Annotated in this window: 17 protein-coding genes; 7 read left to right on the top strand and 10 right to left on the bottom strand. The window is 60.4% G+C overall.

All coding sequences use genetic code 11. The features are described from left to right. Positions 1–3 precede the first annotated feature (3 nt). Both M2416_RS03500 and M2416_RS03495 read right to left on the bottom strand, forming a co-directional pair. Positions 4–2,370 carry a glycoside hydrolase family 31 protein gene (locus tag M2416_RS03500; RefSeq protein ID WP_259222132.1) on the bottom strand — a complete coding sequence of 789 codons (2,367 nt, stop codon included), beginning with the start codon at positions 2,368–2,370 and terminating at the stop codon, positions 4–6. A gap of 14 nt (positions 2,371–2,384) precedes the next feature. Then, on the bottom strand, positions 2,385–3,686 hold the full coding sequence (locus M2416_RS03495; protein WP_259222130.1) for an MFS transporter: 1,302 nt from the start codon (positions 3,684–3,686) through the stop codon (positions 2,385–2,387). 301 nt (positions 3,687–3,987) lie between these two features. On the opposite strand from M2416_RS03495, the gene M2416_RS03490 reads away from it, so the two are divergent. Further along, positions 3,988–5,061, top strand: coding sequence for a LacI family DNA-binding transcriptional regulator (locus M2416_RS03490; RefSeq protein WP_041144723.1), 1,074 nt, complete (start codon positions 3,988–3,990; stop codon positions 5,059–5,061). Here the strand turns inward: M2416_RS03490 and M2416_RS03485 are convergent. The 6 genes from M2416_RS03485 to moeA all read right to left on the bottom strand — a co-directional run bounded on the left by M2416_RS03485 (position 5,058) and on the right by moeA (position 12,961). Continuing rightward, complete coding sequence (locus M2416_RS03485; protein ID WP_041144724.1) at positions 5,058–6,323, bottom strand: DUF1479 domain-containing protein; 1,266 nt, start codon at positions 6,321–6,323, stop codon at positions 5,058–5,060. The two genes, M2416_RS03490 and M2416_RS03485, sit on opposite strands and share 4 nt — an antisense overlap. Before the next feature lie 140 nt (positions 6,324–6,463). Then, positions 6,464–7,279 carry a Cof-type HAD-IIB family hydrolase gene (locus tag M2416_RS03480; protein WP_259222125.1) on the bottom strand — a complete coding sequence of 272 codons (816 nt, stop codon included), beginning with the start codon at positions 7,277–7,279 and terminating at the stop codon, positions 6,464–6,466. Positions 7,280–7,481: 202 nt separating this feature from the next. Further along, entirely contained in the window at positions 7,482–9,914 is a 2,433-nt protein-coding gene (locus M2416_RS03475; RefSeq protein WP_259222123.1) for a formate C-acetyltransferase/glycerol dehydratase family glycyl radical enzyme, read from the bottom strand. Positions 9,915–9,918: 4 nt separating this feature from the next. Continuing rightward, positions 9,919–10,818: a glycyl-radical enzyme activating protein gene (locus M2416_RS03470; protein ID WP_259222121.1), complete on the bottom strand. Its 900-nt coding sequence runs from the start codon at positions 10,816–10,818 to the stop codon at positions 9,919–9,921. 152 nt (positions 10,819–10,970) lie between these two features. Further along, a complete protein-coding gene (gene moeB, locus M2416_RS03465; RefSeq protein WP_041144727.1) occupies positions 10,971–11,726 on the bottom strand; it encodes a molybdopterin-synthase adenylyltransferase MoeB in 756 nt (251 codons plus the stop codon). Continuing rightward, positions 11,726–12,961 (bottom strand): molybdopterin molybdotransferase MoeA, encoded by a 1,236-nt coding sequence (gene moeA, locus M2416_RS03460; RefSeq protein WP_041144728.1) that lies wholly within the window; start codon positions 12,959–12,961, stop codon positions 11,726–11,728. Before moeA ends, moeB begins: the two co-directional genes overlap by 1 nt. 254 nt (positions 12,962–13,215) lie before the next feature. On the opposite strand from moeA, the gene iaaA reads away from it, so the two are divergent. The 5 genes from iaaA to gsiD all read left to right on the top strand — a co-directional run bounded on the left by iaaA (position 13,216) and on the right by gsiD (position 19,537). Further along, positions 13,216–14,157 (top strand): beta-aspartyl-peptidase, encoded by a 942-nt coding sequence (gene iaaA / locus M2416_RS03455; RefSeq protein WP_041144729.1) that lies wholly within the window; start codon positions 13,216–13,218, stop codon positions 14,155–14,157. A gap of 13 nt (positions 14,158–14,170) precedes the next feature. Beyond that, entirely contained in the window at positions 14,171–16,027 is a 1,857-nt protein-coding gene (gene gsiA, locus M2416_RS03450) for a glutathione ABC transporter ATP-binding protein GsiA (protein ID WP_041144730.1), read from the top strand. 37 nt (positions 16,028–16,064) lie between these two features. Further along, positions 16,065–17,606: a glutathione ABC transporter substrate-binding protein GsiB gene (gsiB, locus tag M2416_RS03445; RefSeq protein WP_076945020.1), complete on the top strand. Its 1,542-nt coding sequence runs from the start codon at positions 16,065–16,067 to the stop codon at positions 17,604–17,606. Between the two features lie 97 nt (positions 17,607–17,703). Continuing rightward, complete coding sequence (gene gsiC, locus M2416_RS03440) at positions 17,704–18,624, top strand: glutathione ABC transporter permease GsiC (protein ID WP_076945021.1); 921 nt, start codon at positions 17,704–17,706, stop codon at positions 18,622–18,624. 1 nt (position 18,625) lies between these two features. Continuing rightward, the gene (gsiD, locus tag M2416_RS03435) at positions 18,626–19,537 is read left to right on the top strand and encodes a glutathione ABC transporter permease GsiD (RefSeq protein ID WP_259222119.1); all 912 of its coding nucleotides are present in this window, start codon (positions 18,626–18,628) and stop codon (positions 19,535–19,537) included. Between the two features lie 86 nt (positions 19,538–19,623). Here gsiD and rimO read toward each other — a convergent pair whose 3' ends face one another. Together rimO and M2416_RS03425 are read right to left on the bottom strand one after the other, a co-directional pair. Then, complete coding sequence (rimO, locus tag M2416_RS03430) at positions 19,624–20,949, bottom strand: 30S ribosomal protein S12 methylthiotransferase RimO (RefSeq protein WP_076945022.1); 1,326 nt, start codon at positions 20,947–20,949, stop codon at positions 19,624–19,626. Between the two features lie 127 nt (positions 20,950–21,076). Continuing rightward, positions 21,077–22,315 (bottom strand): oligosaccharide MFS transporter, encoded by a 1,239-nt coding sequence (locus tag M2416_RS03425; RefSeq protein ID WP_170197853.1) that lies wholly within the window; start codon positions 22,313–22,315, stop codon positions 21,077–21,079. A 408-nt stretch (positions 22,316–22,723) separates the two neighbouring features. Between M2416_RS03425 and bssR the strand changes: the two genes are divergently transcribed. Further along, positions 22,724–23,107 (top strand): biofilm formation regulator BssR, encoded by a 384-nt coding sequence (bssR, locus tag M2416_RS03420; protein WP_133596998.1) that lies wholly within the window; start codon positions 22,724–22,726, stop codon positions 23,105–23,107. Positions 23,108–23,177: the final 70 nt, after the last annotated feature.

Genomic DNA, 23,177 nt, shown 5'->3' with positions numbered 1-23,177 from the left:
CCTTTAGTCCAGCAGCCACTCGCCGACGTCTTTACCATTCACCAACAGCCGGCGCTTTTCACCGGCGGGGAGCGTTATCTTCAGCGCCTTCCACGCCGGGCGGTAGCGGCCGCGCGCGTTCACCTGCAGATTGATGGTGCTGGCGCTGCAGGTCATCTCCCACCCCAGCCACAGCGCGTCGCCGTCGCGATAGCCCCAGCTCTCGCCGTCATCTTCAAAGAGCAGGCCGCTCGTTGAGCCCGCACCCTTGAGCGGAAACAGCTTCAGCTCGCGGCTGTCGTCTTTTTTGGCGTCAACGTGGACGATCCTCTCGCTGAGCGGCAGACCCGCCCCGGCGCGCACCATCAGCGGCAGTTTTTCCAGCGGCGCATCAAGCGTTATCCACTGGCCGCCGGCGAACCACTCCCCGCTATAAAAGTCGTACCAGCCGGACTCGTTTTCCGGCAGCCACGTCGGGCGCTGGCGCTGGCCGGGCTCCACGACGCTGGCGACGAGGAGATCGCGGCCGAGCAGGAAGTCGTCGCACTCCTCGAAGGTCTGCGGGTCATGCTGGTGATCGAGGAAGGTCGGGCGCAGCATCGGCTCATCGTCAGCGTGCGCCTGCCACAGCAGGGTGTAGAGGTAGGGCAGCAGGCGATAGCGCAGCTCAATCGCGCCGCGAATCGCCGGCAGGACCGCCGGATACATCCACGCCTCGTTGACCGTGCGATCGTCGTTCCATGAGTGGATCGTAAAGCGCGGATGCATCACCCCGTTCTGCACCCAGCGCACGAACAGCTCGGCGTCCGGCTTATCGCCGGAGAAGCCGCCGACGTCGTGGCCGACGTTATAGAGACCGGAGAGGCTCATTCCCAGCCCCATGCGGGTGTTGTAGCGCAGGGTATCCCAATTAGTGCGGTTATCGCCGCTCCAGGTTTGCACGTAGCGCTGCATCCCGGCGCAGCCGGAGCGTGAGATCAGGTACGGGCGTTTCTCCGGGGCAAAGCGCTGCTGGGCCTCCAGCGACGCGCGCATCATCAGCAGCGGCATTACCGGGCGGATATGCTTGATAGCAATCTCCTGGCCAAAACCGTGGCAGCGCGCCTCGCCGTCCCAGACTTCAAATTCGTTATTGTCGTTCCACGTCGAATCAATCCCCATCTCCAGCAGCTGAGCGGTGACTCCCTCCTGCCACCAGGCGACGGTTTGCGGGTTGGTGAAGTCGAGGTGCGACCCTTCGTCATCCCAGAAGCTGGAGCGCTCCGGGGATTCGCTTTCGGAGTCCTGAATAAACAGCCCGCGCTCCGCGACCTCGCGATAGCGCGGGTGATCCTGCAGCAGGCAGGGCTTGATGTTGGCCGCCAGCTTGATGCCCGCGTCGTGGAAGCGCTGGCTCATCACCTTCGGCTGCGGAACCTTGTCGTAATTCCAGTTAAAGACGTAGCGCTTACCGCCGATCGAGGTATAGCCGGAGGAGAGCTGGAACGAGTCGCACGGAATGGCGTGCTCTTCGCAGAGGCGGATAAAGTTCATCAGCTGGTTTTGCGCATCCGGCGCGTCGGTATAGTGCATCGTCGAGCCGCTGTAGCCCAGGCTCCACTTCGGCCCGAACAGCGTTTTCCCGGTCAGGCGGACAAAGGCTTTGGTGACGTCCAGCACGCGCTTGCCGGTAAACATGTAGTAATCAATATCGCCCGCTTCGGCCTGCCAGCGGCGATAGGCGGTGTGGTAGTTGTCGATTTCGTTGCCCAGATCCAGCCAGCAGCTGCTGAGGTTATCGTAGAACAGGCCGTAGCTGATATCGCTGCGCTGGGCGATGGTGAAGGGGATGTGCTTATACAGCGGATCGGTGCTGACGGCGTTATAGCCCATCGCATCCAGGTTGCGCATCTCGTAGCGATTCCCGTTGCGCTGCAGGTTGCCCGCCTTTTCGCCCAGTCCGTAGAAGCGTTCATCTTGACGCCGGCTCTGGTAGTGGGCGACGCCGTCGCTGTGGGCGTTGACCAGATAGGCGCTGGTCGGACGGTCGTTAACCAGCGGCTGCCACTCTCCGGCATCGTCGCGGTAGCTCCACTCCAGCCACAGCGGCTGGTGGACGGTGACGCGCAGCCGTTCGGTGGCCACCGTCAGGGTCTCCTGCTGCTGCTCCAGGCTCCAGGCGGGGAGGGTAAATCCGCTGATGTCGTCGCGGCTGCGCCCCTCCCAGGGGACGTCCTGCTGCGGGGCGATGCTCCAGGTGCGGTCCAGCGCCAGCTCTCCTCTGCGTTTAAGCAGGACGCGGAACAGGTTTTCTTCCAGCACGTACAGGCACAGGGTGTGCTGCCCGTCCACCGCCAGCTCAACGTGGTGGGCCAGCTGCTGTTGCAATTTCCAGTGTTTCAACGTTTTCATTTTTACATCCACTCTCAGGCGCGTTTGGCGCGACGTTCAGCAATAAAAGCGACCAGGAAGACCGCGCCAATCAGGTCAAAGAAGCCCATGGCGACGAATAGCGGGTTGAAGCCAATCTTGTCGGCGGTCACCCCGATTAATAAGGAGAACAGGAAGCTGGCGATCCAGGCGGCGGAGCCGCGCATGCCGTTGACGGTCGCCATCTGGCCCTTATCGAACGACTCCACCACCAGCGCGCTCAGCATGCAGGAGATAATCTGGTGGCCGAAGCCGCCGATGGAGATCAGGACGATGGTGACGTAGGGGTCGCGGGTAATGGCGACGAGGGCCAGCGAAATCATCAGGAACGCGCCGGTCAGCGAGCTTGCCACCACCGAGTTAACCCGTGAACAGCCGAACCAGCGGGTATAGAGTCTGGTCAGATAGCCGCTCACCACGCTGCCGAGATCGGCGGCGAGGAACGGCAGCCAGGCGAACATGGCTATTTGTTTGAGATCCATGCCGTGCTCTTTGGCGAGGTACAGCGGCACCCAAAAGCTCAGGACCGCCCAGGCGGGCTCAGCCATAAAGGCCGGGATCGCAATACCGTAGAAGCGCTTATTTTTCGACACGGTTTTCAGCGCGGTAAAGAACGGCAGCTTTACCGCCGGCGGCTCGTTATCCTGACGGATAAACTCCAGCTCCGACTTGCCCAGATTCGGATGCTTTTCCGGATTGTGGTAAAAGGCCCACCACAGGATCACCCACAGCAGCGCCAGCACCCCGGTGAACATAAACGCGCCCTGCCAGCCGAAAGAGGCGTGAGCAAAATAGATGATCGGCGGCGCCAGCATCGCGCCGATGGAGAAACCGACGCCGGCCCAGCCGGCGGCTATCGGGCGTTCAGATTTTGGAAACCATTCGCCGATGGTTTTGGCGTTGGCCGGGGTGGCGGCGGCTTCTGCTCCGCCCATGAAAAAACGCAGCAGCGCGAGGTGCAGCCAGCTGCCGGCACCGGCGTGGGCGATACAGGCGACGGCCCACAGGGTGGCGCAGATCATAAAGCCCAGCTTCAGGCCAATCACGTCAATCAGCCAGCCGCAGAGAGGCTGGAAGAGGGTGTAGGCCAGCTGAAAAGCGCCGACGATCCATGAGTACTGCTCGGTGGTGATGCCCAGCGTTGTCTTCAGCTCGGGGGCGATAATGCCTAAGGAGTTGCGGGTAATGTAGTTAACGGTGACGCCGAGCAGAAACAGGGTCAGCATCCACCAGCGCAGGTTTTTGACCACGCGGCGAGATTTGCTGACCGCCATATCGTTGTTGAGGCCTTGGCTCATAGAACTCTCCACAAGAACTTTGTAGGGGGAAATGACCGATGCTCAATCCCTGAGTTGTCATACCTGTTTTATTAACGTTATGAATATTATTGTTTTATTTATTCGTCTTTCCGTATAACTAGTATGGAAGTTATCGGACCAATTCAGGTTAAGATAGAAAATGAGCGGCCAATAGCCTTATTTATGCAAGTTTTTTCATGAGGTGAGGAGATGCTCACGACAGGTAGCGAATCTGGCTTGATAAACTGCTTTTTGGCGCCATGAAAATTCTTTCATTTGCAAGATAGAGCTGGATCACAAAATGGATAAAAAGCTGAGAATTGCCGAAATCGCGGCCCGTACGGGGATGTCGGCGAGTACCGTTTCCCGGGTGCTGGCGGGTAAAGCGAACACCAGCGAAAAGGCGCGCCAGCGGGTCCTGCAGTGTGCCCGCGAAATGGGGGTAATGGAGGGGCTCGCCGCCGGACGCATGCTGCTGAACAGCCTGGTGGTTTTCGCCCCTTCCCGGGCGTTTGATGAGCGCTCCGATATCTATTACTACCGCGTGATTCAGAGCATCAATAATGCGCTGGCGCCGCATGAGGTCCGCCTGCGGACCTGCGCGCTGGAAGAGAACGACAGCGACGCCAACCTGTTTTTGGCCCGCATGAACGAAGCGGAGACCGAGGCGGCCATTCTGCTGGGTATTGACGATCCGCATATTCACGATCTGGCCGCCGATTTTGCCAAACCCTGCGTGCTGATCAACTGCCGGGATGAGGGCATGCGCCTGTCGTCGATCGCCCCGGATCACCGGCTGATCGGCCAGTTTGCCGCGCGCTATCTGTTTGAGATGGGGCATCGGGCGGTCATGAACGTGATGTGCCTGCGCCGCTACACCATGGAGCTGCGGCTGGTGGGCATCAAGGAGGCCTGGCGCGCGCGCAACCTGCGTTTTACCGACGGGCGGGATCTGATCGGCGTGGCGAACTTCAGCGCCAGGGAGACGGAGGAGCAGGTGGGGGAGTGGCTCGACGCTCAGGCCGGGAAGCCGCTGCCGACGGCCTTTCTGGTCGGCGGAGACTATATGGCGGTGGGGGCCGTCAATGCCCTGCAAAAGCGCGGCCTGCGGGTTCCTCAGGACATCTCGGTCATGAGCATTGACGGGTTTAACCTCGCCGCCATCCAGGATGTGCCGCTTACCGCCGTTCACGTCCCGCGCGATGAGCTCGGCACGGAGGCGGTGCAGCTTCTGCAGCAGCGGCTGATCCGCCCCCAGGCCCCGAGCGGCTCGCTGCTGCTAAACGGCACGCTGGCGGTGCGGGATTCGGTACGGCGGATACGGCCCGGTAGCCGCCGCACCGCCGTTGAGCAACAGGGGCTGTACGACGATTAAACCTCGATGCCCAGCGCGCGTTTGCCGTGGACGTTGAGATCGTCGAGGGTAAAGCGCGCCTGCCAGTCGGCTTCATAGTCTTCACGCGGAAAATCACCCGGCGACGCGCCTTTCTCCAGCGCGATTTTAACCTTGTGCGCGTAGGCGAGATTCTTCTCGCACAGCGGCGCGGCGGGGATATACATCACGTTGCCCCAGCCCTGCTGGTTTTCGACCGGCGCCACCGAGTGGATCACGTCGCAGTGCCACCACACCGAATCGCCGGCGCTGATGGCCGGGATCGCGCTCAGCGCTTTAATCAGCAGCGGGTGCCATTTCTCGGAAATCGGCAGCACTTTACCCGGCGCCACGCCGCACAGCTCGTCGTCAGGGACGTCATCGAGCAGCGGACGCAGCAGAACGTAGGCCATCGCCTCCGGAATCGGCACCACGTGCAGCAGGCCCTGATCCGGGATCATATCGGAGAGCGCGGTCCAGCCCTGGAAGGTGCGGAATACCGAGCATTTGGTGGTGTTATCGACGGTGTACTCTTCCACCTCGGTGCGGTGCGCCGCATCCCACGGGTCGTAAGCGTCGATATTGCCGTTAAAGACGTTGGCAAACACCTGCTGATAAGCCGGCAGCAGCCAGCGCTCGAGGGCGCCTGAATCGGTATGCGCTCCCAGCCCCTTCGAGGTGGTGCCCGGCGGGCGGCGGCGGATGCGGTCAGGGTAGATAACGCTGACGTCAGGGTCGAACCACTGCTTGCCGTCCCGGCTAAAGGTCCACAGGCGGTTGAGGAACGACTGCACCGCGGCCATTTCGTCGCTCTGCCGCGCCTGCATCTGCGCCTGTGACCAGTAAATCGGGTAAATCTCCGGGCGCGAGGCGTCGAGGGAGCCGAAGAAGGTATCGCCCGGTCCTTTGTAGACGTCGTCGAAGCGGTTGAGGTCGAGGTATTCCAGCATCGAGTTGTCCCACGCCAGCGCCCGTTCGCGTGAGAAGTGGCCTCTGATCACCGCGCAGCCGCGGCGCCTGATGGCCTCGCGCTGGGCATCGCTCACTTTGCCCTGTGCAATATCGCTGAACGGGATAATCGGCCACACCTCTTCCCCGCGCGCCTTGACGGCGTCAATTTCGTCCAGACGTGCGCTAATCCTCGCCGTCAGCCGATCGAACACGGCCTGCACGTCGCCAATTTGCGCGCGCAGATCCTGTTTTATTTGTCGAATCGCCGCTTTGTGGTCGGCGGGGAGCGTTTCGCTGGTATGAATAACCGTCATGATGGCCTCACTTTGCTTTCATTCGAAAGTATTAAATCTTACAAACGTTAATTTAAGTTAAATTTAAGTTAATGCAAGTTTAAAAAAAGGATGGGGTTCACAAAATGGGAAAATCCGGGGCAGGGGGCCCCGGCGGCAGGCTATTCGTTGAAGGGGGCGGAGTGGTCCAGCACGGCCTGAATCACATTCAGTGCACCCTGGTGGTTATTGTCATCGGTGGCAAAGCGGGAGATGGCCTTGATGCTATCGGCGGCGTTGGCCATGGCGAAAGAGTACTTCACCAGCTTGAGCATTTCGGCATCGTTGCCGCTGTCGCCAATCGCCACGCACTCCTGGGGCGAGATCTGCCAGCGTTTCAGCAGGCGACTGATGCCGTTGGCCTTATGCAGGCCGGGGATAATTAAATCGACGAAGCCGAAGCCGCTGGTCACCGGCTTCATGATGCCGTCCAGCGAGACGTGCAGCTTATCAATGAGCTGTGGAATATCGCTGTCCGGCAGGTTAAGCGAGAACTTAAACAGCGTGTCGTCGATATCATGGTAGTTCGCGATGCGCTGCAGGCGGTGGTAGTGCTTTGACATCAGCGCGACGAAGCTGTCGGGCGCGCGGTCGCTGACGTAGGCGCTTTCAAGGCCGCAGGCGACGAAGTTGAGCTGCGGGTCTTTGAGCAGTTCGCCGATCACAATCTGCGACTCATGGCGGGTCAGCTCGCCGTGAAACAGCTGCTGGCCGTGCTCGTAGACCAGCGCGCCGTTCTCGGCGACGAACGAGATCTGCTCGCGAATTTCCGGGAAAAAGGAGATCAGCTGGTAGTACTGGTTGCCGCTGGCGACAACGAATTCAATACCCTGCTTGTTGAGCTGCGCGAACTGCGCGAGAAAACGCGAGCGGTCATACTGCTTGGCGTCATTGAGAAAAGTTCCGTCCATATCAGTGACGATAACTTTAACGGTCATACCTGTGCTCCTGGCTTAACTGCGACCAGTAACATTCTAATTACAATGTGACCCAAAGCACAAATTTATTTCGAATGAAAGTTTACCCGTCGGCTTTGGTGGCGTACTGCCGCTCAAAACCTAACGGCCAAACCCGCCGGGGAAGCGGGTAGCCCGGCCGGGCATCGCGCCAGCCGGGGGGGATTGACGGCGGGGAGCCGACCTACAGCGTATGCTCGGTACGGGCGATAATATCGTCCTGGGCATCCGGCGACAGGGCGGTAAAGAACGCCGAGTAGCCGGCGACGCGAACCACTAAATCGCGGTACTGGTCGGGATGCTTTTTCGCTTCCAGCAGCGTCTCGCGGGAGACGATGTTGTACTGAATATGCCAGCCTTTGTGCACCTCGAAGAAGGTACGCAACAGCACCATTAGCTTCTGCTTATCGGACTCGTTCTCCAGCGTTGCCGGGTTGAGCTTCTGATTCAGCAGCACGCCGCCGAGAATCGCCCCGGTTGGCAGCTTACCGACCGAGTTGATGACCGCGGTTGGCCCGAGGTGGTCGGTGCCGGAAGCCGGGCTCGCGCCTTCGGCCAGCGGAGAGTGGGCTTTACGTCCGTCCGGCGTGGCCATCGTCTGGGCGCCAAACGGCACGTTGGCGGAAATCGACGAGGTTCCGGCGTAGTAGTTGCCGCCTATCGGGCCGCGGCCGTAGCGCGGATTATGGTAATTCTTCAGCTCGTCGATATAGGTCTGGTAGGCGCGGGCCAGCAGAGTATCGACGCTATCGTCATCGTTGCCGTACTTCGGCGCGCCGTTGATTAAGCGCTGGCGCAGCTGCTCGTGGGTCAGCCCATCGAAGTCCTCCGCGAGGGCTTTCGCCAGCTGCTGCTGACCAATGGCGCCCTGGTCAAAGACCAGCTTTTTCACCGCCGCCAGGCTGTTGCCGAGGTTGGCGATCCCGACCTGCAGACCGGAAACCCAGTCATACTTCGCGCCGCCCTGCTTGATGCTTTTCGCCCGCTCGATGCAGTCATCCACCAGCGCGGAGCAGAGAATATCGTGCACGTTCTCCTCCAGCATGGTATCGACAACGTACTCAATCTCGATGGACTTGCGCGTGTAGTAGCGGATCTGCGTATCCCAGTCGGCCAGCACCTGCTCGAAGCTGCTGAAGTTGCCTTTCGATAGCGCATGCTCCTGCGGGAGGAAGATTTGACCGCTGGTGGCATCGCGGCCGCCTTCCAGCGTGGCCAGCATGACGCGGGCGAAGTTGATAAAGCTCATCCCGGTGCAGCGATAGCCCCATTTGCCGCCCACGGCGGTTTCGATACAGCCGATCGCCGCGTAGTCGTAGGCGTCCTGCGGCTCAATCCCGAGCTTGATAAACTCCGGGATCACTATCTCATCGTTATTGAACGCCGGCATGCCGAAGCCGCAGCGAATGACCTGCACGCAGGCGTCGAGGAAGTCGTTGCTCATCCCGGCGTGGTAGCGCACGCTCAGGTTAGGCTGGGTCGAGCGCAGGCGCCCGCAGGATTCGAGGATCGCGTACGAGAGCGGGTTTACCGCATCCTGCGGCTGGCCGTTGTGCAGGGTCTGGCCGCCGATGGTGACGTTCTGATACAGCGGGCTGCCCGCGGAGGCTTTGGAGTGCGAGCCAGAGCGGATCTTGTTCACTTCCAGCAGCTTCAGCCAGCAGCTGTGCAGCAGCTCGATGGCGTGCTCGCGGTCCAGCGACTGCTGGAGCTCAACGTCGCGACGGTAGTACGGGTACAGGTACTGGTCCATACGGCCGAAGGAGACCGAGTGGCCGTTGGATTCAATCTGCAGGATCAGCTGAATGAAGTAGCACAGCTGCAGCGCCTGCCAGAAGGTTTTTGGCGGCTCGTGGGCGATGATTTCGCAGCCTTCGGCGATAGTCAGCAGCTCGTCGCGGCGGGAGGGGCGGGTTTCTTCTGCCGCCATGGTGCGCGCCAGTTCGGCAAAGCGTCGGCTGTGATCGCTGACCGCCTCCAGCACGATATCAATGGCCTTCAGGAACTGCTCGCCGTGCAGATCTTCCAGCACGGTCAGGTTAATACGCGAGCGGCGTTCGGCGACCTTAGCGCGCATGCCGTCGAGGCCTTTTTCCAGCAGCAGCGGGTAGTTCACCGCGAGGTGAGCATCACCGGAAGTCATGTTGCCTTCCGCCTTAATAATCCCGGTGGCGAGCAGCGCTTTTTGCTCGTCGGTAAACATCCCGTAGCAGCGGTCCTGCACGGTCTGGCCGCGCCACCACGGGCAGATGTCATGCAGGATGCGCTTATTCTCTTCGCTGACCGCAAAGCCGGCGCCGGGGCGATCGGCGAGATCGTCAATCTCCTTTTCAATCCAGCTGACGGTGTACTCCGGGAAGATGGGCGCCGCGCGCACTTCGCTGGCCTGGTTGCCGACGATCAGCTCGTCGTGTTTGATCCAGATGGTGCGCTCTGCCAGATGGTGAGCCAGCGCCAGCGCGCGGCGTACCGGGATTGGCTTATCCAGGTGCTGCTGATAAGCGGCGGTGTAGTGACGGGCGCGCTCGGTGCACACCGGCGGCTTAACGATATGTACCAGCGCCGTTTTATGCGCCTGAATGCGGGCGCTTAGCGTGTCCAGTTTCAGAGTGGTCATCATTTTATCCTCGTAGAGTAGCCGTTAAACCTTTGCTCTGAGCGTAGTTCTGCGCGAAGGCGAGCAGCTCGGTGGCAGCAAGGGGTTTGTCCGGAGCGGTATAGGGCTGACTGAGTAGCTGATATTTGTTCATTCCCAGCGTGTGGTACGGCAGGAAGTGGATCTCGCCAACCCGCAGGCGGTCGGCGGCAAAATCGGTAATCGCGGCGATCGTCGCCTCATCGGCGTTAAAGCCCTGAATCAGCGGGACGCGGATGATGATTTTTTTCCCCGCCTGCGCCACGCGCTGCAGGTTATCGAGCACCCGACCGGCGCTGCCGTCGGTCCACTCTTTGAAAATGGCTTCGTTGACGTGCTTGAGGTCGGCGAGGAACAGGTCAACCCAGGGCAGCGAGGGCGCAACGTATTTCCACGGCACGTGCAGGCAGGTTTCAACCGCGGTGTGAATTTCCGCCGCGCGGCTGGCCTGCAGCAGCTGCTGCGCCAGCTCGGGATTCATAAACGGCTCGCCGCCGGAAAGGGTGACTCCGCCGCCGCTGCGATCGTAAAAAGGCTTATCGCGCAGCACCGTGGCCATAATCTGCGCCACCTCTTTTTCTTCGCCGCACACGCTGAGGGCGGTGGTCGGGCAGCAGTCGCGCAGCCGATCGTAGTGGTCTTCGGTGAGCTTCTGGCGGTGGATAATCAGGCCGTCGAGGCTGCGGGTTATGGCATCCGGCGCCGCCTGCTGGCACAGATTGCAGCCGGCAAGGCACAGGCGGGGGTCGTACAGCAGATCCGCGCTGCGGGAGCGGCTTTCCGGGTTTTGACACCAGCGGCAGCCCAGCGAGCAGCCTTTGAGGAATACGACGGTGCGGATCCCTGGGCCGTCATGGGTTGAGTAGCGCTGAATGTTGAAAATCATGAGACCCCCTTATTTTGCATATGAAGATTAAATTACTTTCGAATGAAGGTTGCATTGATGCAAATCAACAAGCAGGGCGGGTGGCTGCGCTGAAGAGGGGAATGTCGCCGTCGGTCACAAATTTTCCGGCGACGGCCGCCGCCGGAGAAGGATTAGCGGCTGGCGCAAACCTCGCACTGCGGGTCGCGCATCAGCTTCATTTCGCGGAACTGGCAGGTCATGGCGTCGTACATGACCAGCCTGCCCGCGGCAGGCGTGCCGTACTGGGCCAGGACCTTAATGGCCTCCATCGCCTGCAGGGAGCCAATGACGCCGACCAGCGGCGCCATCACCCCGGCCTCAACGCAGGTGAGGGCGTTCTCGCCGAACAGCCGGCTCAGGCAGCGATAGCAGGGCTCGTTATCCTGATACATAAAGACGCTGATTTGCCCCTCCATGCGGATCGCGGCGCCGGAGACCAGCGGCGTTTTATGCTGAAAGCAGCCGGCGTTAAGCTGATTGCGTATCGCCACGTTATCGGTACAGTCGAGCACCAGGTCGTGGGCGGCGATCTGCGCCGCCAGCGCCGGCTGGTCGAGCAGCGCATTAAGCGGGGTGAGCCGCACGTGAGGGTTGATTCGCGCCAGCGAGTCGCGGGCGGAGTCCACCTTCGGCAAACCAATCGTGGCATCGCTGTGCAGCGTCTGGCGCTGTAGATTGGAGAGCGAGACGCTATCGAAATCGAGCAGGGTAAGCGCGCCGACGCCGGCCGCCGCCAGATACTGGGCGGCAGCGCAGCCCAGCCCGCCGAGGCCGACCACCAGCACCCGGGCGCCCTTCAGCCGCTCCTGACCGTCAAAATCGAAGTTGCGCAGGATTATCTGCCGGTTGTAGCGCAGCATCTCCTCATCGCTCAGCTCGACGTCCATTACAGCCCTCCGAAGAGGTGGTTAAAGGGTTCGACTTCGACCCACTCGCCCGCTTCGACGTGACCGCGCTCGCGCTCCAGCACGATAAAGCAGTTACCCTGGCTGAAGGAGCTGAAGATGTGCGAACCCTGATGGCCGGTGGACGTTACCACCAGCTCGCCGTCCGGATTGCGCTGCAGCACGCCGCGCTGGAAGTCGAGACGCCCCGGGGATTTTTTCAGCCGCGTCGCCGCGCGCGCGCGAAGGCGCATCGGCTGCGCGCCGCTCGCGCTGCCGCTCAGTTTTGCCAGCAGCGGCAGCACCAGCTGGTAGAAGGTGAGGGTGGCGGAAACCGGGTTGCCCGGCAGGCCGCAGAACCAGCTGCTGCTGAGCTTGCCGAAAGCAAAGGGTTTGCCCGGCTTGATCGCCAGCTTCCAGAAGCCGATTTCGCCTAACTCTTCGAGGATCTCTTTGGTGTAATCCGCTTCGCCGACCGAGACGCCACCCGAACTGATAACCACGTCGGCCTGCTGGTCGGCAGCGATAAACGCCGCCCGTAGCTTTGCCGGGTCGTCGGCGATAATGCCGAGGTTGATCACCTCGCAGCCCAGCTGCTGAAGCATCAGGTGCACCGCCAGGCGGTTGGTATCGTAGATTTGCCCGTCGCCAAGCGGCTGGCCCGGCAGCTGCAGCTCGTCGCCGGTAGAGAAGACCGCCACGCGAACTTTACGCACCACCTCGACGTCGGCGATGCCCAGCGATGCCAGCACCGGCAGCTCCGCGACGGTCAGCGGCGTACCGGCCGGGAACACCACCGCGCCGTGAGCGATATCTTCCCCGCGCCGACGAATATTCTGTCCGGCCTTTACCGCGGCGATGAAGCGAACGCCGTCGGCGCTTTGCTCGGTCTCTTCCTGCATCACCACCGCATCGCAGCCCTGCGGCACCGGCGCGCCGGTCATAATGCGAATGCAGGTGCCTGCGGGCCAGGCATCGTGGAACGGCTGGCCGGCGAATGCTTTCCCGGCGATCGGCAGCGCCGCGCCGTCGGCAAGATCGGCGAGGCGTACGGCGTAGCCGTCCATTGCCGAGTTATCAAACCCGGGGACGTCCAGCGGCGAAACGAGATCATGGGCGGTGACGCGCGAAAAGGCCTGCAACAGCGGCACGGTTTCCACCGCATTCAGCGGCGTAATACGGTTGAGCATCTGGGTCAGGGCTGTGTCGAGAGGCATCAGTCCGGCGGTAAAATCCATGGGTTTCTCCTGCGGGCAAACATCGAAAACGCCTATTATGGCAGAAAAGTGCGGGCGGCTATATGCCACCTGGGTACAGGCTTTACATCACCGTCCGCTCTTTCTATATTCAAAAATTGTATAGGACAGTCAGCACGATAATGATATCTATACACTTTATTATTTAAGCTCGCTTTGCGAGGGCAGAGACCTGGTGCGGCGTGAATCAATAGCGCAACCCACGGCGGATCGGCGCAGCAGGAAGGAATGGCGGAATGAGCAAGGCGGTGATAGCAATTCACGGCGGCGCGGGGGCAATTAGCCGCGCGCAGCTGACGCCGGAACGCGAGCGGCAGTTCGTGGCGGCGCTGTCGGCGATTGTCGATAGCGGGCAGAAAATGCTGGCGGCGGGCGCCAGCGCGCTGGATACGGTGACCGAGGCGGTGCGCCAGCTGGAGGAGTGTCCGCTGTTTAACGCCGGCATCGGGTCGGTGTTTACCCGGGACGCCACCCATGAGCTCGACGCCTGCGTAATGGACGGCAACAGCCTGCACGCCGGGGCGGTTGCCGGCGTTAAGCATCTGCGCAACCCGATCCTGGCGGCGCGGCTGGTACTGGAGCAGAGCCCGCACGTGCTGCTGATCGGCGAAGGGGCGGAGGCGTTTGCCGCCTCTCACGGGATGGCGCGGGTGGAAAACGATCTCTTCTCGACGACCGAGCGCCGCCTGCAGCTGCAGCAGGCGCAGGCGGACGATGAGATACTCCTCGACCACGGCGTCGCGCCGCTGGACGAGCGGCATAAAATGGGCACCGTCGGCGCGGTGGCGCTGGATATCGCCGGCAACCTTGCCGCCGCGACCTCCACCGGCGGGATGACCAACAAGCTTCCCGGACGCGTTGGCGATAGCCCGCTGCCCGGCGCCGGCTGCTACGCCAATAACGCCAGCGTGGCGGTCTCCTGTACCGGCACCGGCGAGGTGTTTATCCGCACCCTGGCGGCCTACGATATCGCCGCGCTGATGGAGTACGCGAACCTGAGCCTGCATGAGGCCTGCGAGCGGGTGGTGATGGAGAAGCTGCCGGCCCTCGGCGGCAGCGGCGGCCTGATTGCCATCGACAGAGAGGGTAACGTGGTGCTGCCGTTTAACAGCGAAGGCATGTATCGGGCCTGGTGCTACGCGGGCGATACGCCCACTATTGGAATTTATCGGGAATAAGGGGGTAGGGACGTTGCCGCATAGTCAAGAAATCGACGCCAGTGATGTTCTGGTGGTGCGCGATCTGAACGTGGCGTTCAGCCAGGAGCAGCAGACCTTTTCTGCGGTGCGGCATCTTTCGTTCAACCTGCGGCGCGGCGAAACGTTAGCTATCGTCGGCGAGTCGGGCTCGGGGAAGTCGGTCACCGCGCTGGCGCTGATGCGCCTGCTCGATGACGCCGCCAGCCAGGTCAGCAGCGACGCGCTGTGGCTGCGTCGGCGCAATCGTCAGGTCATTGCGCTGAGCGACCAGTCGGCTTCGGCAATGCGCCACGTGCGCGGGGCGGATATCGCGATGATTTTCCAGGAGCCAATGACCTCGCTGAATCCGGTATTTACCATCGGGGAACAGATCGCCGAGTCCATTCGCCTGCACCAGAATCTGGGCCATGACGAGGCCCTGCGCGAAGCGAAGAAAATGCTCGACCAGGTGCGGATACCGGAGGCTGAAGCGATGCTGTCGCGCTATCCGCATCAGCTCTCCGGCGGGATGCGCCAGAGGGTGATGATCGCCATGGCGCTCTCCTGCCGTCCGGCGGTGCTGATTGCCGACGAACCCACCACCGCGCTGGATGTCACCGTTCAGGCGCAGATCCTCCAGCTGATTGCCGTGCTGCAAAAAGAGATGGAGATGGGGGTTATTTTTATTACTCACGATATGGGCGTGGTGGCCGATATTGCCGACCGCGTGCTGGTGATGTACCGCGGCGAAGCGGTGGAGAGCGGAACGGTCGAGGAGATTTTCCGCGCGCCTGCTCACCCTTATACCCAGGCGCTGCTGGCGGCGGTCCCGCGCTTAGGCTCGATGCGCGGCAGCGATTTGCCGCGCCGCTTCCCGCTGCTCAACCAGAGCGCGCCCGATGACGGCGAACAGGATACCGTCGTCGCCGGCGAGCCGATTCTGCAGGTGCGCGATCTGGTGGCGCGCTTCCCGCTGCGCAGCGGCATTTTGAACCGGGTGACCCGCGAGGTGCATGCGGTTGAAAAAGTCAGCTTTGACCTCTGGCCGGGGGAAACCCTGGCGCTGGTCGGCGAGTCCGGCTGCGGTAAATCCACCACCGGTCGGGCGCTGCTGCGGCTGGTGGCGACCGAGAGCGGGACTATCGTGTTTAACGGCGAGCGTATCGATACCCTGGCAAGCGGTAAGCTGCAGGCGCTGCGCCGCGATATACAGTTTATTTTCCAGGACCCGTACGCCTCGCTCGATCCGCGGCAAACGGTGGGCTACTCGATAATGGAGCCGCTGCGCGTGCACGGGCTGCTGGCAGGCGAGGCGGCACGTCAGCGCGTGGCCTGGCTACTTGAGCGCGTCGGCCTGCAGCCGGAGCACGCCTGGCGCTATCCGCACGAGTTTTCCGGCGGCCAGCGCCAGCGCGTATGCATTGCGCGGGCGCTGGCGCTGAATCCCAAAGTGGTGATTGCCGATGAGTCGGTTTCGGCGCTCGACGTCTCGATTCGCGCGCAGATTATTAACCTGATGCTCGATCTCCAGCGTGAAATGGGCATCGCCTTTCTGTTTATTTCCCACGATATGGCGGTGGTTGAACGCATCAGCCATCGCGTTGCGGTGATGTATCGCGGGCGCATCGTTGAGATTGGCCCGCGCCGCGCCGTATTTGAAAACCCGCAGCATCCCTATACCCGCAAGCTGATGGCCGCCGTACCGGTGGCCGACCCGGCGCATCGTCATCCGCAGCGCGTACTGCTTTCAGACGAGCTGCCGGGCAACATCTATAAGCGAGGGGAAGAGGTAGCCAGCGCGCCGCTACAACAGGTAGGGCCCGGGCATTTCGTTGCCAGGGAACCTGCCGCCGACGTGCTGGGCAGATAACAACGACACCAATAACGCAGCATTTCAGGAGAACAACATGACACAACGCGTATCACGCAAATGGTTGCTGGCGCTGGGCGTCGCTTCGGCGCTGGCGACGGCGCCGGCGCTGGCCGCAAAAGATGTGGTGGTGGCGGTCGGCTCTAACTTCACGACCCTCGATCCTTATGATGCCAACGACACCTTATCCCAGGCGGTGGCCAAATCGTTCTATCAGGGGCTGTTCGGCCTCGATAAAGAGATGAAGCTGGAAAACGTTCTTGCGCAGAGCTATACCGTTTCACCCGACGGTCTGGTCTACACCATTAAGCTGCACCCGGGCGTCAAGTTCCAGGACGGCACCGATTTTAACGCCGAGGCGGTGAAGGCCAACCTCGACCGCGCCAGCAATCCGGAAAACCATCTCAAGCGCTATAACCTGTACAAAAATATCGCCAGCACCGAAGCGGTTGACCCGGCGACGGTAAAAATCACCCTTAAGCAGCCTTTCTCGGCGTTTATCAACGTCCTGGCCCACCCGGCTACGGCGATGATCTCTCCGGCGGCGCTGAAAAAATATGGCAAAGAGATTGGCTTCCATCCGGTCGGCACCGGGCCGTATCAGCTCGATACCTGGAACCAGACCGATTTTGTGAAGGTGACGAAGTTTGCCGGCTACTGGCAGCCGGGCCTGCCGAAGCTGGACTCTATTACCTGGCGTCCGGTGGTGGATAACAACACCCGCGCCGCGATGCTGCAAACCGGCGAAGCGCAGTTTGCCTTCCCAATCCCCTACGAGCAGGCGCCACTGCTGGCGAAAAACGACAAGCTGGAGCTGGTTGCCAGCCCGTCGATCATGCAGCGTTATATCAGCATGAACGTCACGCAGAAGCCGTTTGATAATCCGAAGGTGCGCGAGGCGATTAACTACGCCATCAACCGCCAGGCGCTGGTGAAGGTTGCCTTCGCCGGGTACGCCACGCCGGCGACCGGCGTCGTGCCGCCGTCCATCGCCTATGCCGAGACCTTTAAACCCTGGCCGTACGATCCGGCTAAGGCCCGCGAGCTGCTTAAAGAGGCCGGTTTCCCTAACGGATTCAGCACCACGCTGTGGTCATCGCATAACCACAGCACCGCCCAGAAGGTGCTGCAGTTTACCCAGCAGCAGCTGGCGCAGGTGGGCATTAAGGCGCAGCTGACGGCGATGGATGCCGGCCAGCGCGCGGCGGAAGTGGAAGGTAAAGGGCAGAAAGAGAGCGGGGTGCGCATGTTCTACACCGGCTGGTCGGCCTCGACCGGTGAAGCCGACTGGGCGCTGTCGCCGCTGTTCGCCTCGCAAAACTGGCCGCCAACCCTGTTTAATACCGCCTTCTACGGCAATCCGCAGGTGGATAAAGACCTCACCGATGCCCTGAAGACGACCGACGCGCAGGAAAAAACGCGGCTCTACAAGCAGGCCCAGGAGATTATCTGGAAAGAGTCGCCGTGGGTGCCGCTGGTGGTGGAAAAACTGGTCTCCGCGCACAGTAAGAAGCTGAGCGGTTTTTATATCCAGCCGGATACCGGATTCAGCTTTGAGCAGGCGGATTTAGCCCAGTGACGGTGGTTACCTTTATCCCAACCCTCTCTTTCGGAGAGAGGGTGCCGGGCCTTGCTCCCTCAGCCGTTCGCGCAGAGGGTTCGGGTGAGGAGGGGCGATGCTGAATTATGTGCTTAAACGCCTGCTGGGGCTGATTCCCACCCTGCTGATCGTGGCGGTGCTGGTTTTTCTGTTTGTGCATATGCTGCCCGGCGACCCGGCGCGGCTGATTGCCGGACCGGAGGCCGATGCGCAGGTTGTTGCGATGGTGCGCGAGCAGTTGGGGCTCGATCGGCCGCTGCACGTCCAGTTCTGGCACTATATCACCAGCGTGCTGCAGGGCGATTTCGGTACCTCGATGGCCTCGCGACGCCCGGTGAGCAGCGAGATCGCCAGCCGCTTTATGCCGACGCTGTGGCTGACGCTGGCCAGCATGAGCTGGGCGGTGGTGTTTGGTATGGCGGCGGGAATTGCCGCCGCGGTGTGGCGCAATCGCTGGCCGGACAGGCTGGGGATGGCGCTGGCGGTGACCGGGATCTCCTTTCCGGCGTTTGCCCTCGGGATGCTGCTGATGCAGGTCTTCTCCGTCGAACTTGGCTGGCTGCCGACGGTGGGTGCCGATAGCTGGCGGCACTATATTCTGCCCTCCGTGACCCTCGGAGCGGCGGTTGCGGCGGTGATGGCGCGTTTCACCCGCGCCTCTTTCGTCGATGTGCTGCACGAAGACTATATGCGCACCGCGCGGGCGAAAGGGGTCAGCGAGACGCTGGTGGTGCTTAAGCACGGCCTGCGCAATGCGATGATCCCGGTAGTGACGATGATGGGGCTGCAGTTTGGCTTCCTGCTCGGCGGCTCGATCGTGGTGGAGAAAGTCTTCAACTGGCCGGGGCTTGGCAGGCTGCTGGTGGATTCGGTCGAGATGCGCGACTATCCGGTGATTCAGGCGGAAGTCCTGCTGTTTTCGCTGGAATTTATTCTTATCAATTTAGTGGTGGACGTGCTGTACGCCGCCATTAACCCGGCTATCAGGTACAAGTAAGGTGCGATTGCTCAACTGGAGAAGGCAGGCGGTTATCAACGCCATGCCGGGGATCAAACCCGGTAAGATACGTACGCCGTGGCACGAATTCTGGCGGCGCTTTCGCCGTCAGCCGGTAGCGATGGGCGCCGGCGTGTTTGTGCTGCTGCTGATCGCGGTAGCCGTGGTGGCGCCATGGGTAGCGCCGTTCGATGCGGAAAACTACTTTGACTACGATCGCCTCAACGACGGCCCGTCGGCGCTGCACTGGTTCGGCGTTGATTCGCTGGGCCGGGATATCTTCAGCCGGGTGCTGGTCGGGGCGCAGATTTCGCTGGCGGCGGGGGTGCTGGCGGTGCTGATCGGCGCGGCAATCGGCACCGTGCTTGGGCTGCTGGCTGGCTACTATGAAGGCTGGTGGGACCGGATAATAATGCGCATCTGCGACGTGCTGTTTGCGTTCCCGGGGATCCTGCTGGCGATCGCCGTGGTGGCGGTCATGGGGAGCGGGATGTCGAACGTGATCATCGCGGTGGCAATCTTCTCCATTCCGGCGTTTGCTCGCCTGGTGCGCGGCAATACGCTGGTGCTCAAGCAGCAGACCTTTATCGAGTCGGCGCGCAGCATCGGCGCCAGCGACGCGACGATCCTCTTCAGCCATATTCTGCCCGGCACGGTGTCGTCGATTGTGGTCTATTTCACCATGCGGATCGGGGTGTCGATAATCTCCGCCGCCAGCCTCTCATTCCTCGGCCTCGGCGCGCAGCCGCCGACCCCGGAGTGGGGAGCGATGCTCAACGAAGCGCGAGCGGACATGGTGATGGCGCCGCACGTGGCGCTGTTCCCGGCGATCGCTATTTTTCTGACGGTGCTGGCGTTTAATCTGCTGGGGGACGGCCTGCGCGATGCGCTGGATCCGAAAATAAAGGGATAGGCTGAGAAGGAGTCCGGAGAGGACGCGCCGCGCCGCCTCCGGAAGGCTCCGGCTGGCGCTAACGCGTAGCCGGAGTAAGAAGCGGTTTAAACCCGGCTTCCCCACAGGTCGTACTCGTCGGCGTGCTCGACTTTAACCCGCAGCACGTCGCCCGGTTTGACCTTAGTTTCGCCGTTCAGGTACACCGCGCCGTCGATTTCCGGGGCGTCGGCCATGCTGCGGCCAATGGCGCCTTCTTCGTCAACTTCGTCGATCAGTACCATGATTTCGCGGCCAACCTTCTCCTGCAGACGTTCGGCGGAGATCTGCTGCTGCAGCTGCATAAAGCGGTTCCAGCGCTCCTCTTTCACCTCTTCTTCTACCTGATCCGCCAGCTCGTTGGCGGTTGCGCCATCGACCGGGCTGTATTTAAAGCAGCCAACGCGGTCAAGGCGGGCTTCTTTCAGGAAGTCGAGCAGCATCTGGAAATCTTCTTCCGTTTCGCCAGGGAAGCCGACGATAAAGGTAGAGCGCAGGGTCAGCTCAGGGCAGACTTCACGCCACTGCTTGATGCGCGCCAGCTGGCGATCGGCGGAACCCGGGCGTTTCATCATCTTGAGGATCCGCGGGCTGGCGTGCTGCAGCGGGATATCGAGATACGGCAGGATTTTACCTTCCGCCATCAGCGGGATCACGTCGTCAACGTGCGGGTAGGGATAGACGTAGTGCAGGCGCACCCAGATACCCAGCTTTGCCAGCTCTTCGCACAGGCTGACCATGCTGGTTTTCACCGGCATGCCGTTGTGGAAACCGGTGCGGTGCTTCACGTCAACGCCGTAGGCGGAGGTATCCTGAGAGATAACCAGCAGCTCTTTTACCCCGGCGTCGGCCAGGCGCTTAGCTTCTGACAGCACTTCGCCGATCGGACGGCTCACCAGATCGCCGCGCATGGACGGAATGATGCAGAACGTGCAGCGATGGTTACAGCCTTCGGAAATTTTCAGGTAAGCGTAGTGGCGCGGGGTCAGCTTAACGCCCTGTTCCGGCACCAGGCTCAGGAACGGGTTGTGCTTCGGCTTCGGCGTGTAGTGGTGGACGTGCTCAAGAACCTTTTCATAGCTGTGCGGGCCGGTTATCTCCAGCACCTTGGGGTGAACTTCGCGGATCTGGTCGACTTTCGCGCCCAGGCAGCCGGTAACGATCACTTTGCCGTTTTCTTTTAAAGCTTCGCCAATCGCTTCCAGCGACTCCTGAACGGCGCTGTCGATAAAGCCGCAGGTGTTGACGATAACCATATCGGCGTTCTCGTAGGTAGGAACCACGTCATAACCTTCGGTGCGCAGTTCGGTCAGGATGCGTTCTGAGTCCACAAGGTTTTTTGGACAGCCAAGGGAGACGAAGCCGATCTTCGGCTGGTGCGTTACATTGCTCATAGCTTAAAAATTCATCATAAAGGAAGGTGTCAGGGCGGGATTTTACAGGTGTTTATCAAAAAAAGTATAGCAATGGTGCGTCAGATGATGAAAAAGCCCGGGAAAGGCTCCCGGGCGCGATGAGACTCTAGGATTGGGCGGCGTCTCCCGCGGGCGCAGCGCCCGGTGCGCGGGGCTCTCGCTTATCACGCAGCGTGAAAACGGAGATCAGCGTGAACAGGCCGGCGATGCCGCCGAGGATATAATAGGTGCGGGCGAAGCCGATGGTGTCGTACAGATAGCCGGCCAGCGGAGAGTAAATGGCGGTGGCAATAGAGGCGACAAACAGCACCAGCAAATAGACCGTGGAGGACAGCTTATTATCAAAGTTGGCGGCAATAAACTTGAACACGGATACCAGGATCAGCGGCTTTTCAAGGGCGTGCATCATTTTCACCGCGCCAATCCACACCGGGCCGAGCGGGATCGCGGAGCCGACGATCCTGACCGACATAATCAATCCGGCGATAATCAGCGCCCATTTCGCGCCGGTACGGTTCACGAACCACGGCATCAGGCATAAAAAGAGCGTTTCGCCGCAGACCTGAATGGAGGCGAGGATGCCGTACCAGCGGTTACCTTCTTCCGGCGTGGCAAATTGCAGAGAAAAGTACTGGGCGAACTGCTGATCGTAGGTGTCGTAGATTTGCGTCACGAACAGGGTAAAGATTAGCAGCATCCAGAACTGACTGTTCTTCGCGAGCTCCAGCGCGTGGCTCACCTTCAGGGCGCTGGTTTTTTCAATCTCGGCCTCGGTCAGCTCGACTTTGGTCAGCATGAAGCACAGGGCGGCAATAACGATGGCAATGCTGGCCAGCCAGAAGGCGAGGTTGGGGTTGCTATCGATATATTTTCCGACGATCCATGCCGCCGCGGCCCAGCCTAAAGAGCCCCACATCCGCACCCGGCCATACTCAAAGTGATAGCGGCGGGAGATTTTGTCGATATAGGAATCGATAACCCCGCAGCCGGAGTTAAAGATAATCCCCAGGTAGACGCCACCCAGCAGCGCCCCCAGCCAGAAGCTGTGGACCAGAAGCGGGGCGTACAGATAGATAAAGAACGGGCCAACCGGCAGCAGCATGGCTACCAGAATCCAGATCAGCCGCTTTTTCAGGCCGAACTTATCAGAAATAAAGCCGAAGAAAGGCTGCATCAACAGGGCGATAAAGGCGTTTACCGAATACAGCAGGCCGGTTTTGGTGGCGCTGATTCCCAGATGCTGGGTTGTCCAGATAACGAAGAACGCCATGGTAGATGACCAGGCGAACAGGTAGAGGAAATCGAAAAGACTCAACAAGATATAGTTTCTTTTGCCGGGCGTAATCATTTCAGTTCCTTCAAACGGGTAGAGGTTAGCGCCGCGAAGCGGAGAGGTTCGCGTTTTTTATTTGTTTGTTATACGTATTACATTTAACGGAGTGATATGACACCCGCCGGCGCTAACGAGCAACAAAAATAGACGTTATTTGTGATCTTTGCTGCAAAAAATGGCTTTATGTCCAATCTTTCCAACCGGTGATAATTATTCTCAAAATGAGAGCGTATAACAAATTTGTGTTTTTTTGTTGGTTGTGTAACCGCGGAAGCAGCGCGTCTGACGCAGGCAGTGTAAACATTGCTGTAACATTGTAAATGATGTTAATTAACCGGGAATTATTGACCTCGCGCATGATTTTGCGCAAAAAACGACCATATTATGATTATGGTAATGGATGACAGAGGAGGAACCATGATGACCGTTGACAGACTGTATCGTAACCTTTTGAATAAGCTGATTAATGCCAACATTGATCTCGATGCTTATCTGCAGCTTCGTAAAGCTAAAGGCTATATGTCAGTCAGCGAGAATGAGCATCTGCGTGATAACCTGTTTGAGCTTTGTCGTGAATTGCGTGAAGGTGCGCCGCGATTGCAGCACGCCGTTACGCCGGAGGAAAGGGAAGCTCTTCGTCTTGCGGGTGAAGCCGTTGCTTCCGCGGCGGTTTGCCTGATGAGCGGGCATCACGATTGTCCGTCTTACATTGCGGTTAACGTAGAGACGCTAGAACGCTGCCTGGCGGGCTTGTCGCTAAACATTCATAAACTGAATGCATCAGCGCCAACGACCCGCGTCTGAACTCAGGGGGGCACGCCCCCCTGCTTAATGTTATGTAAAACTCCTCCTGCCGATCCCCTGCGCTGGCTAC

This window comes from Klebsiella sp. BIGb0132, from assembly GCF_024810075.1.
GTDB classification, from domain to species: Bacteria; Pseudomonadota; Gammaproteobacteria; order Enterobacterales; family Enterobacteriaceae; genus Klebsiella; species Klebsiella terrigena.
This window is presented reverse-complemented; position numbering and strand designations above follow the sequence as displayed.

What these genes read in the sequence shown, in the direction of transcription:
- M2416_RS03500 (WP_259222132.1), bottom strand. Translation starts at nt 2,370, where the DNA reads ATGAAAACGTTGAAACACTGGAAATTGCAACAGCAGCTGGCCCACCAC.
- M2416_RS03495 (WP_259222130.1), bottom strand. Translation starts at nt 3,686, where the DNA reads ATGAGCCAAGGCCTCAACAACGATATGGCGGTCAGCAAATCTCGCCGC.
- M2416_RS03490 (WP_041144723.1), top strand. Translation starts at nt 3,988, where the DNA reads ATGGATAAAAAGCTGAGAATTGCCGAAATCGCGGCCCGTACGGGGATG.
- M2416_RS03485 (WP_041144724.1), bottom strand. Translation starts at nt 6,323, where the DNA reads ATGACGGTTATTCATACCAGCGAAACGCTCCCCGCCGACCACAAAGCG.
- M2416_RS03480 (WP_259222125.1), bottom strand. Translation starts at nt 7,279, where the DNA reads ATGACCGTTAAAGTTATCGTCACTGATATGGACGGAACTTTTCTCAAT.
- M2416_RS03475 (WP_259222123.1), bottom strand. Translation starts at nt 9,914, where the DNA reads ATGACCACTCTGAAACTGGACACGCTAAGCGCCCGCATTCAGGCGCAT.
- M2416_RS03470 (WP_259222121.1), bottom strand. Translation starts at nt 10,818, where the DNA reads ATGATTTTCAACATTCAGCGCTACTCAACCCATGACGGCCCAGGGATC.
- moeB (WP_041144727.1), bottom strand. Translation starts at nt 11,726, where the DNA reads ATGGACGTCGAGCTGAGCGATGAGGAGATGCTGCGCTACAACCGGCAG.
- moeA (WP_041144728.1), bottom strand. Translation starts at nt 12,961, where the DNA reads ATGGATTTTACCGCCGGACTGATGCCTCTCGACACAGCCCTGACCCAG.
- iaaA (WP_041144729.1), top strand. Translation starts at nt 13,216, where the DNA reads ATGAGCAAGGCGGTGATAGCAATTCACGGCGGCGCGGGGGCAATTAGC.
- gsiB (WP_076945020.1), top strand. Translation starts at nt 16,065, where the DNA reads ATGACACAACGCGTATCACGCAAATGGTTGCTGGCGCTGGGCGTCGCT.
- gsiC (WP_076945021.1), top strand. Translation starts at nt 17,704, where the DNA reads ATGCTGAATTATGTGCTTAAACGCCTGCTGGGGCTGATTCCCACCCTG.
- rimO (WP_076945022.1), bottom strand. Translation starts at nt 20,949, where the DNA reads ATGAGCAATGTAACGCACCAGCCGAAGATCGGCTTCGTCTCCCTTGGC.
- bssR (WP_133596998.1), top strand. Translation starts at nt 22,724, where the DNA reads ATGACCGTTGACAGACTGTATCGTAACCTTTTGAATAAGCTGATTAAT.